The sequence below is a fragment of the Glutamicibacter sp. AOP12-B1-11 genome, from assembly GCF_052379245.1.
Lineage (GTDB): Bacteria > Actinomycetota > Actinomycetes > Actinomycetales > Micrococcaceae > Glutamicibacter.
This window is the reverse complement of sequence record NZ_JBQSYL010000020.1, coordinates 86,907-97,068: the sequence shown is the minus strand read 5'-3', so window position 1 is coordinate 97,068 and position 10,162 is coordinate 86,907. Positions and strand designations below refer to the sequence as shown.

Sequence of the window (10,162 nt, the reverse complement as noted above, 5' to 3'; positions counted from 1 at the left end):
AGGGCATCGGGATGAGCCGCATGAAAACGCTGATCTCCGTTGAACTGCCTATGGCCTGGCCGGTGATCCTCACCGGGGTTCGCATCTCGGCGCAGATGGTGATGGGCGTGGCGGCAGTGGTGTCCTACGCGCTGGGCCCAGGACTCGGCGGCTACATCTTCTCCGGCCTTTCCCGTCTAGGTGGCGCAAACTCCCTTGAATCCGTCATCACCGGCGTGGTCGGGGTCGTCATTCTGGCGCTCATTCTTGATTTGATCTTGCTCGGCATTGGCCGACTGACTACCCCGCGAGGTATCCGTGTCTGAAAATAAAGTCGAAACCAGTAACGAAAATAGCGTCACCGGGGCATCGATCATGCTTCAGGAGGTCACCAAGACCTACCCGGGCCAGAAGAAATCTGCGGTCGGTGGGCTCACCCTTGAGATCCCCGCCGGTTCGATCGTGATGTTTGTCGGCCCTTCGGGCTGCGGCAAAACTACCACGCTGAAAATGATCAACCGGTTGATCGAACCGACCTCCGGCGAGATCGTGATCAACGGCGAAGACGTCACCGACATGGATGGCGACGAGCTGCGTCGCCGCATCGGGTATGTCATTCAGGCCGGAGGGCTGTTTCCGCATATGACCGTGGCGACAAATATCGCGATGGTGCCGAAGATGCTTGGTTGGTCCAAGGAGAAGATTGCCGCGCGCGTCGACGAGCTGCTGGAGTTGGTCTCACTGGACCCGGAGCTGTACCGCAACCGCTTCCCGAAGGAGCTCTCCGGGGGCCAGCAGCAACGCGTGGGCGTGGCCCGTGCACTGGCAGCAGACCCTCCGGTATTGCTGATGGACGAGCCCTTCGGTGCGGTCGACCCGATTACCCGTCAGCGTCTGCAAGATGAGCTGCTCAATATTCAGTCGGAAGTCCAGAAGACCATCGTTTGCGTGACCCACGACTTCGACGAAGCCGTGAAGCTGGGGGACTGGATCGCGATCTTCAATGAAGGCGCACAGCTGGAACAGTACGATTCCCCCGAGCGCATCCTGGCCAACCCCGCCAGCGAATTCGTGGAGAACTTCATTGGATCCGGTGCCGGCTTGAAGCAGTTGACGCTGACCCGCGTGCACGAGGTGGAACTGTCCGAAGCCATCACCACCACCGCCGGGAAGAACGCTTCCGAGGTGCTTTCGCAGCTGCAAGGCGCCGGACGGAAATATGCGGTGGTCCTGGATTCGCGCGGCCGCCCGTTGCGTCGGCTCACCCGGCGCCAACTCTCCCGTGCGGAGATTATCGATGGCACCTATGATCCGGATTTGCCGGTTGTCGGCGAGCAGGCGACCTTGAACGATGCGCTGGACACCATGCTGGTGGCAAGCACCGAATCTGCGTTGGTGACCGGGCGTCGCGATGTGCTTCGGGGCATCATCACGGTGCAGACGGTGATGGAAGCGATCTCTGCGAGCAACGCCAACCTGGACGATGACCACGATGCACCGGTAGGCCTGAACTCCGGCGCCATCAATGTGGCAGACATCCAGACGGACCGCGGTCAAACCGGCGGTGAATCTTCATGAATGCCGAAAAACGAGGGCTGATCTACCAGCTCCTTGGCATCGCCGCGGCCTTCGGCATCCTGGTGATCTGGTTGGTCACCGCGAACCTCACGGAAACCGAACGGCAGACGCTGGATCCGGCAACCATTTGGGGCTATACGCTGGATCACCTGAAAATCACGGTGATCTCAGCGGTGATCGTGCTGATCATTGCGATTCCGCTGGGCATCATCTTGACCCGTCCAGCGTTTCGCAAGGCGGCGCCCGGGGTGCGTGCCGTCGCGAACTTCGGCCAGGCGGCCCCGGCCATCGGCGTGGTCGTGCTGCTGGCCTTCTGGCTTGGATTCGGTCCGAATACGGCCATCGTGTCCTTGGTGATCTATGCGATCCTCCCGGTCCTTTCAAATACCATTGTGGGCTTGCAACAGGTCGATGAACGGCTGGTGGAAGCCGGGCGCGGCATTGGCATGAGCCAGATGGCGGTCTTGTTCAAGGTCGAGCTTCCCCTCGCGGTCCCGGTGATGCTCTCCGGCATCCGCACCGCCTTGGTGCTGCTGGTAGGAACCGCCACCTTGGCCACCTTCATTAACGGTGGCGGATTGGGAATTCTGATTACCACCGGGGTGAACCTGAATCTGAATGTGGTGCTGATTGCAGGTTCGCTGCTGGTGGCCTTGCTGGCATTGACCATCGACTGGCTTGGACGAGTCGTGGAACAGGTCGCCCGGCCGAAAGGACTCTCATGAATCGGAAATTGAAACTTGGAGCCCTATCCTTCGCGGCCCTTTTAGGCCTGACAGGCTGCGGGCTGAGCCCCTCCACCGGCACGGTGCCCGATGCCAGCCCGGGAATCATTGAAGAAATTCCAGATCTGGCCGATGACGCCAAGGTCACCGTCACCTCGAAGGCATTCACCGAGCAATTGATCTTGGGAAAAATCTCGGTGATTGCCTTGGATGTTGCCGGTTATGACGTCACGGATCTGACAAATGTGCCCGGATCCCAACCGGCACGCGAGCTGTTGCTCTCCGGGGACGCCAGCGCCTTGTGGGAATACACGGGTACCGCATGGCTGACCTATCTGGGCTATGAAGAACCGGTAGCCGGTGCCGAAGAGCAGTGGGAAGCGGTGCGCGAGGAAGATGTGGCCAACGGCATCGTCTGGGGAGAACCGGCGCCGCTGAACAACACCTACGCCATGGCCATGAACCGGAAGGTGGCTGATCGCTTGGGCATCACCAAGCTTTCGGAAATGTCCAAACTTGATTCGGAAGAGCTGACCTTCTGTGTCGACCCGGAGTTCAACTCGCGCCGTGATGGGTTGACCCCGATGCTCGAGCACTACGGGATCGACCGCGGCAGCCAAGTCAAGGAAGAGAACATCGGTTTGTACGACGTGGGCGCCATCTACCAGGCAACCGCCGAGGGCGCTTGCAACTTCGGTGAGGTGTTCACAACCGACGGTCGCATCAGGGCGCTGGATCTTACGGTGCTGGAAGACGACAAGCAGTACTTCCCGAGCTATAACGCGGCGCCAGCGTTCAACGCCGAATTCTTGCAGGAAAATCCCGGGGTCAAAGACGTGATGGCGCAGATTGCGCCAATGCTGACCGATGAGGTGCTGCTGGAACTGAACTACCAGGTGGATGTTGAGGGGCGCGAGCCCGCCGATGTCGCCTATGAATGGATGCTGAACGAAGGTCTTATTAGCGCACCTTAGTGAAGCAACCGGCGTGATGGCCGTTCCAAGGATAGGTTCCTTGGAACGGCCATTTGCGGTTAATGACCCAGGCAAAACTTGCGCAGTGTTCACCCGCAGTTGGTTCGCCCGGTGGCCTTGCGCCGAGATACTGGATTAGTTAGCGTCCGGGGGCGCAAGATAGTTGTGTCGGTCCGGATGGTTTCTAGGAACCGTCGCGGGTACCGAACTTGCCGTCGACTTCGTCGGCAGACTTGGTGGCTTCGGCGGTAGTGGGGGACTCTTCCTGCCAGATCTCTTCCAGATCCGCGGCTAGTTCGGCTTCCTGCGCTTTTTTATTAGGTGCGTTCGGATCACTGGTCATGCGCCCAGTCTAGCCAGAATTACTGGGATCGGAGAGGGCTGAGTAGAAAATTTTTGGAAATTAAATTACTAGTCAGAGCTGAAATGGCCCACCTTCTTTGAAATCGAGGAAAAGTTTGTTGCGCGACATGGTTGACGCTTCAACTTAAATAGTGCAATACTGGTACCAGCAAAACAAATTGAAACGTCAACTACAGTGTTGGCGATGACGACAAGGAACTGAAAATGACTGTATCTGCAACTTCACCACTGACCGTCGGCGCCTGGACCCTGGACGCTTCGCACTCGGAAATCGGATTCTCGGTTCGCCACGCAGGTGTTTCCAAAGTTCGCGGCAGCTTCCAGGATTTCGAGGCAACCTTGAACGTTGGCCAGAGCCTGGAAGAGTCCTCGATCGAAGCTACCGTTCAGATCGCTTCGGTCAACACCAAGGATGCAAACCGTGACGGTCACCTGACAAGCGCGGACTTCTTCAATGCCGAGGAATTCCCGGTTATGACCTTCAAGTCCACCGGCACCAAGGGCGACGCTGAAGACTTCGTTCTCGTTGGCGACCTGACCATCCGCGGCGTCACCAAGCAGGTTGAGTTCACAGCTGAGCTCGGCGGCCAGGTGGTAGACGCCTTCGGCGCAACCCGTGCAGGCTTCTTCGCCTCCACCACCATCTCCCGCAAGGAATTCGGTATTACCTGGAACGCGGCTCTCGAAGCAGGCGGCGTTTTGGTCAGCGACAAGGTCAAGATCGAAATCGACGCTTCTTTCGTCCTGCCAACCGCAGAATAAGCTCCCGAAGCCATCTATGGGGGATGGCAAAGGGCCGATACAGGCAGAGACCTGGCGATGCGCGAAAGCGCATCGCCAGGTCTCTGTCGTTAACCGTGCTACGCGGACGGTGCGCAGCGATTACGAGAATTCGGAGTACATGGCATCGGTTCCGGCAAAGGTGACCGCCATGACGATCATCAAAATTATGTAGAGCAACCCGATAATTCCGAATATGGTCCCGATCCAGCCGGTCACCTTGCCGACCGTGGCGTCGGTGTTGAATTCCCGTTCGGCCCTTTTGGCCTTCGAAATGGCGATTGGCCCCAAGATGATGCCTACGACGAATAGCGAAATGATACCCAAGATCATCGATGTCTGCGCCAACTGGGAACCTTGGACATGCTGCTGCGGATAAGCGTATCCGGGGTAGCCCGGTGCTGCACCAAATTGCTGGTTCTGGCCAGGGGTCTGGTACGGGTACTGCGGCTGCTGGCCGGGATTTCCTGAGGTGTAGGGATTATTCGGTTCGTTATTCGGGGTGCTCATGAGTGGTCCTTATTTATTTGAGAGAAAATGATTATCGTGTTTCTGCAGTCTTCACTGCTCTGGCATGCCTGAGCCGTAAATCGAGAACGGAAGTATGAAGAGGACCAGGAGGAAGTATCCTACGACCGCTAGCAGCTGCAGCGCTCCCAGGATCAAGCCGATCATCCCGGTGACTTTACCGACGGTAGCTTGAACCCCGTAGGCACGTTCGGCTTCGTTTCCTTTGATGATGGCGATCGGACCGAGGATCACGCCCACGACGAAAAGCGAGAGAATCCCGAGAATCATTGAAGTTTGCGACAAGGCAACGCCAGGATGCGGCGGCGGGTAGTGTCCGTTGAACTGGGTAGCAGGATCTTGGTAACTGGGCTGCGGCCCATACTGCGGCTGTGACATTTTGCCTCTGCCTCCTATGTAGTGCACTTCTAATGCTAAGCCCGCGTCATGCATTAACACACTCTGGTGGCGAATTTCTATACTTAGAGATCATGACTTGGGCTTCGTTCTTGGCATACCTCGGCGTATGCGTAATGGTCACTCTCTCACCAGGGCCAGATACCTTCTTGGTCCTTCGCTTTTCGCTGGTACGCCAGCTCCACGGTGTCGTCGCGGCTCTCGGCATGGTGACAGCCATTTTCGCCTGGGCCACGCTGGCCGGTGCAGGTGCCGCATCGTTGATGCAGCGCTACCCCGTCATCGAATCGATCATTGCAATGCTTGGCGGTCTGTACCTGATGTACTTGGGGCTATCCGGGTTCCTGAAATCTCGCGCCGTCGCCAAAGCCGATAGCGCCATTGCGCGCACCGAAACGCGAGCCGGCGCTCGGATGCGGGGTCAAACCTTGCGCCGATCTTTTGTTGCTGGTGTGCTTTCGGCAGCGCTGAATCCGAAATTAGGATTGTTGTTTCTGGCGATGATGCCAAGCTTTATCCCCAAGGAATCGAGTACCCTGCTGTGGGGAATGGGCTTGGGTGCAATCTTTGCGGCGGTTGGATTTCTATATCTATTGATATTGAGCGCAGTGGCATCCAAGGCCATGCAGTGGTTCAAGAAGCCAGAGATCACTCTTCGCTTGGAATGGACGGCCTGTGCAGCGCTTTTCCTTATGGGCATTGGAGTGCTGCTGAGCGCTTTCCTTTAGGCGAGCTGCCTTGCTAGCCAGCGGGCATGCAGCCAGGTCGCTGAGGCAACCAAGACGATACTGAGCCAAAAGCCGATACCGAATATGCGCGAGAAGTTTCCCTGCTCAGCAAGGTCGGCCGTGAGGTAGGTAGCCGCCGAGGCCCCGAAAAACAGCGAGAACACAAACAGCGAAACAGTTGTGGCCCGCGCTTGCGGTGCTACTTCGGTGGCCCAACCTTGCATGGACGAATGCATGACCGCGTTGGCTACCCCGAGCAGGAACGCGGTACAGGTGAAAGCCGCAGGCGACGGAGCAAAAGCCGAAGGCGCAAAGCTCGCCCAAAGGACTGCGCCACCGATGCCGATGAGCCACGTACGGGAAAACCGCGACACGAGCAAGCGCATGAGCCGCGCACCGAAAATCACTCCACCCGCGAATCCGCAACCAAGCAGGCCCGAGATCCAAATGCCGACGCCAGCATCTTGCAAGGCGGGAACTACATAGGCAAGCATCCCTATCAACAGCCCGCCTTCGAGGAATACCACCGCGTACAGGAGCACATTCTCTGCGCCGAAGGCCGCCTTGAAGTTCCGAGCGGTGGCTTCCCGAAGCGGTTCGGTCACCCGGCGTAGGGTTGCCAGCGCCGCTATCGCGCCTAGGGCGGGAAGAAGAAACACCAGGCGCCAATCCACGAACGTGGCAAGGGCCCCAGCCACAAGCGTGGCCAAGGTAGTTCCCAACGAAGAATAAATTTGCAGATCTGACAGACCACGGGCCTTAGCCAAGCCAACTCGAGTATCACCGAGCAGGGTCAGCAGGGTCGGATACAGCGCACCAAACATGAAACCCGTAAATGACCGGGCGATCAATAGGGGGAAGAACCCGGTGAATACGCTGCTCGCAATCGCGCCAAGCACCACTCCGAACAGCGCGCACCGCAACACGGTTAGTCGACCAAGCCTATCGCTGGCCAAGCCCCACAGCGGTTGTCCCAAGGCGTAAAGCAGGGAATACCCCGCCACGAGTTCGACGGCTTGAGACAGCGTAAGCGCAGTCGCCAAAGATAGTGCCAGAAACATTGGCGGGGTGGCATAACGATCGAAAAATGACAGGAACCCAACGAAGCGCAGGGCAGAGTCGGGCACCTGCTTGGCTGCTGCGGCCGGTGGTTTGCTCAAAGCTATTTCCTATCTTCAACCCAATACCTATAACCACCCTATGTAACCAGAGATGCGCCGTACTGTTCGCGGGTATGACCTAGTGCGGCCGGACAGCTAAGCGAAGTCCCGGAACTAGGCGTCGAGCAATTCTCTGCCCGATGCTGAGCCCGGGCAGAGATCCATGGAGCCGCACCGGTGAGTACTCGCCGGAGGTGGGGTGTCGAACTGAAATCGCGATCCGGTACCGCTGGCCGTCCGGAGTATCGCTGTCGCCGGAAGTAGCACTCGAACTATCTGTGAACTTTAGTGGTTATTAATGTTCTTTTGTGTATACACTAATTAGGAATCAACGTTCAGACGTAGAATCCGGCTCCGCTTCGTGTGGTCTTCACACGGCCGGGGGCGCCGAATTCAAGAATTCCGAAAGGTCACTACATATGACGACTCCAGTCCAGGGAAAATCCACCAACGCCGCAGATGTGATCGTCGTCGGTGGAGGCAATGCAGCCTTCACCGCCGCACACGCCGCGGTCACGCGCGGCCGCAAGGTCCTGCTGTTGGAAAAAGCTCCGAAGGATCAGTTCGGCGGAAACAGCTACTACACCGCCGGTGCCACCCGCATCGCGCACAACGGTCTGGAAGACCTGCAGGATTTCATCGAATTCGACGAGCGCCACCAGCTCTCCGAGGTGCCGCCCTACACCGCGGAAGACTACGCAGGGGACATGGCGAAGGTCACCGAGGGGCGCAACGACAAGGAATTGACCGAGGTTCTGGTCACCGAAGCGGCACCGGGCTTGCGTTGGCTGAAGTCCCTGGGGTTGAAGTACCGCCTCATGTACGAGCGCCAGGCTTACTCCCGCGAAGATGGCACCTTCCTCTTCTGGGGCGGGCTGCATGTCGGGAACGTGGACGGCGGAGAAGGCCTGATGAAGGACCACCTTGCGGTGGCCGAGAAGCTGGGCACCGAGGTCCGCTTCGAGCAGGATGTCTTCGCGCTGATCGTTGAAGACGGCACGGTCAAGGGTGTCAAGGTTCGCCAGAGCGACGGCAGCGTGCAGGAACTGCGCGCCGAGTCGGTCGTGCTGGGAGCCGGTGGCTTCGAAGCCAACCCTGAGCTGCGCAAGGAGCACTTGGGGGAGGGCTGGGAGAACGCCAAGGTCCGCGGCACCCCCTACAACTACGGTGCGATGATCCAGGCCGGACTGGAGATCGGCATTGCCAAGGGCGGAGACTGGAGCACCTGCCACTCGGTGCAGTGGGACGCATTCACCGCGCAGAACGAATCGAACCGTGAACTGACCAACCGCCTGACCCGCCAGTCCTACCCGTTGGGAATCATCGTCAACAACCGTGGCGAGCGCTTCCTCGACGAAGGGGCGGACTTCCGCAATCTGACCTACGCCAAGTACGGCCGCGAAATCTTGAAGCAGCCGGATTCGGTCGCCTACCAGATCTTCGACGCAAATTTGCGTCCGATGCTGCGCAGCGAAGAATACGAGATGCCAGGTATCTCCGAAGTCGTTGCCGATACCATCGAGGAGCTGGCCGCAAAGATCAATGTGGACCCCGCTTCGCTGACCAAGACCATCACCGAATTCAACGGCGCCATCGACACCAGCATCCCCTTCGACCCCAATGTGCTGGACGGCCGCGCCTCGAAGGTCAGCCCGGTCAAGAGCAACTGGGCCACCCCGTTGGCCACCGGCCCGTTCTACGCCTACCCGGTAACCTGCGGCATCACCTTCACCTTCGGCGGGCTGAAGGGGGACACCGAAGGCCGCGCGCTGAACGAGGAAGGCCAGCCGGTACCGGGCCTGTTCGTCTGCGGCGAGATGCTCGGTGGACTGTTCTCGGCCAACTACCCAGGTGGTTCGGGTCTTGCCGCCGGTGTCGTGTTTGGCCGCCGAGCCGGTAATCTGGCTTAAGGCATAGTGCAGTTCTCTCGCACGCGGCACCGCGTGCGAGAGAACTGCAGATTAATACTGTTGAACGCAGAATGGCGGGGCATGGCGAAGATCGATTCGGAAACGATTCACGCGCAGTTGAAGGAAGACCTGCTGCGCGGTGCCTTCGCGCCCGGAGATCCGTTGCGTGAGGTCGCGCTGGCCGAACGCTTCGGTGTCTCGCGCACCCCGGTGCGCGAAGCGCTCACCAGGTTGCTGCATGAGGGACTGCTCGAACGCCGCGCCCGCGGATTGTTCGTGCGCGAAATCGACCCGGAGCAGATCATGCAGGTTTACGACCTGCGCATCATGCTCGAAGGCCAAGCCGCTGCGGAGGCCGCGCGGAGTCGGACCGACCCGGACCTGGTCAGGCTCGAAGCGCTCGTTGAACGAGATCGGGCACTGGTCGATCCCGATGATTCAACGCGTTTGCTGACAAATATCGAGTTCCACCGCTCGCTTTGGCGTGCCGCGCACAATCCGGTGCTCGAAGACCTGTTGGAGCGCTTGGCAACGCATCAACTGCACGCCCCAACCTCGACGCTGTCGGTGGGATCCCGCTGGGCCGAATCCCTCGATGAGCACCAGCGCATCGTGGAGCTGATTAGTGAGCGCCGTGCCGACCAAGCGCAGGAGCAAGTCCGGACGCATATGTCGACGGCGAAGTCGATGCGCTTGAAAATGTTCTCCCACCTCTAAATCATTCACCCAAAATCTCGCCACTGGCGGGAGTCTTGGCGCTAATGCCCCGCCATGACAGCACTGGCGAGGAAACCGTTGACTCTCCCATGGCGCAAAGCGACCGTTCGAGCAGCAAGATGCTGCGCGTTCTGATAACGGCTGGTCGAGCAATAGCACCGACTTGCAGGAAGTGCATTCCGCGGACCTGGTTGCCGGGCAGGAGAATGCTTCGCTATCCCCTGCCGGGAAACCCAACGAAGCCGCCGCGACGGTACAAGCAGCCGGGGCCGATTAAGAGACTCGTGGCCGGATCCCCTTGGAATTTCAGGAACGGGATCCGGC

The 10,162-nt window shown here is 59.0% G+C and carries 12 protein-coding genes; 8 read left to right on the top strand and 4 right to left on the bottom strand.

Annotated features, from left to right (window positions below; all coding sequences use genetic code 11):
- From ACT3UQ_RS13085 to ACT3UQ_RS13070, 4 genes are all read left to right on the top strand, one after another.
- The coding region (locus ACT3UQ_RS13085; RefSeq protein WP_444637271.1) for an ABC transporter permease subunit at nucleotides 1–305 on the top strand (305 nt) is incomplete at its 5' end.
- A gap of 49 nt (nucleotides 306–354) precedes the next feature.
- Nucleotides 355–1,557: an ABC transporter ATP-binding protein gene (locus ACT3UQ_RS13080; RefSeq protein WP_105552854.1), complete on the top strand. Its 1,203-nt coding sequence runs from the start codon at nucleotides 355–357 to the stop codon at nucleotides 1,555–1,557.
- A complete protein-coding gene (locus ACT3UQ_RS13075; RefSeq protein ID WP_105552855.1) occupies nucleotides 1,554–2,282 on the top strand; it encodes an ABC transporter permease in 729 nt (242 codons plus the stop codon). The genes ACT3UQ_RS13080 and ACT3UQ_RS13075 overlap by 4 nt, the downstream gene beginning before the upstream one ends.
- Nucleotides 2,279–3,256 carry a glycine betaine ABC transporter substrate-binding protein gene (locus tag ACT3UQ_RS13070; protein ID WP_444637270.1) on the top strand — a complete coding sequence of 326 codons (978 nt, stop codon included), beginning with the start codon at nucleotides 2,279–2,281 and terminating at the stop codon, nucleotides 3,254–3,256. The genes ACT3UQ_RS13075 and ACT3UQ_RS13070 overlap by 4 nt, the downstream gene beginning before the upstream one ends.
- A 184-nt stretch (nucleotides 3,257–3,440) precedes the next feature.
- On the opposite strand, the gene ACT3UQ_RS13065 is transcribed toward ACT3UQ_RS13070, so the two are convergent.
- Complete coding sequence (locus tag ACT3UQ_RS13065; protein ID WP_181148386.1) at nucleotides 3,441–3,599, bottom strand: hypothetical protein; 159 nt, start codon at nucleotides 3,597–3,599, stop codon at nucleotides 3,441–3,443.
- A gap of 224 nt (nucleotides 3,600–3,823) precedes the next feature.
- Between ACT3UQ_RS13065 and ACT3UQ_RS13060 the strand changes: the two genes are divergently transcribed.
- Nucleotides 3,824–4,381 carry a YceI family protein gene (locus tag ACT3UQ_RS13060; RefSeq protein ID WP_444637269.1) on the top strand — a complete coding sequence of 186 codons (558 nt, stop codon included), beginning with the start codon at nucleotides 3,824–3,826 and terminating at the stop codon, nucleotides 4,379–4,381.
- 120 nt (nucleotides 4,382–4,501) lie between these two features.
- On the opposite strand, the gene ACT3UQ_RS13055 is transcribed toward ACT3UQ_RS13060, so the two are convergent.
- Complete coding sequence (locus ACT3UQ_RS13055; protein ID WP_105552858.1) at nucleotides 4,502–4,909, bottom strand: DUF4190 domain-containing protein; 408 nt, start codon at nucleotides 4,907–4,909, stop codon at nucleotides 4,502–4,504.
- 51 nt (nucleotides 4,910–4,960) lie between these two features.
- Nucleotides 4,961–5,305, bottom strand: a complete 345-nt coding sequence (locus ACT3UQ_RS13050; RefSeq protein ID WP_105552859.1) for a hypothetical protein — start codon at nucleotides 5,303–5,305, stop codon at nucleotides 4,961–4,963.
- A gap of 92 nt (nucleotides 5,306–5,397) precedes the next feature.
- Between ACT3UQ_RS13050 and ACT3UQ_RS13045 the strand changes: the two genes are divergently transcribed.
- Nucleotides 5,398–6,051, top strand: a complete 654-nt coding sequence (locus ACT3UQ_RS13045; RefSeq protein ID WP_444637267.1) for a LysE family translocator — start codon at nucleotides 5,398–5,400, stop codon at nucleotides 6,049–6,051.
- On the opposite strand, the gene ACT3UQ_RS13040 is transcribed toward ACT3UQ_RS13045, so the two are convergent.
- Entirely contained in the window at nucleotides 6,048–7,211 is a 1,164-nt protein-coding gene (locus ACT3UQ_RS13040; protein ID WP_444637265.1) for an MFS transporter, read from the bottom strand. The genes ACT3UQ_RS13045 and ACT3UQ_RS13040 overlap by 4 nt on opposite strands.
- A 419-nt stretch (nucleotides 7,212–7,630) precedes the next feature.
- Between ACT3UQ_RS13040 and tcuA the strand changes: the two genes are divergently transcribed.
- Together tcuA and ACT3UQ_RS13030 are read left to right on the top strand one after the other, a co-directional pair.
- A complete protein-coding gene (gene tcuA, locus ACT3UQ_RS13035; protein WP_444637263.1) occupies nucleotides 7,631–9,121 on the top strand; it encodes an FAD-dependent tricarballylate dehydrogenase TcuA in 1,491 nt (496 codons plus the stop codon).
- Nucleotides 9,122–9,202: 81 nt separating this feature from the next.
- Entirely contained in the window at nucleotides 9,203–9,838 is a 636-nt protein-coding gene (locus ACT3UQ_RS13030) for a GntR family transcriptional regulator (protein ID WP_105650271.1), read from the top strand.
- Nucleotides 9,839–10,162 lie beyond the last annotated feature (324 nt).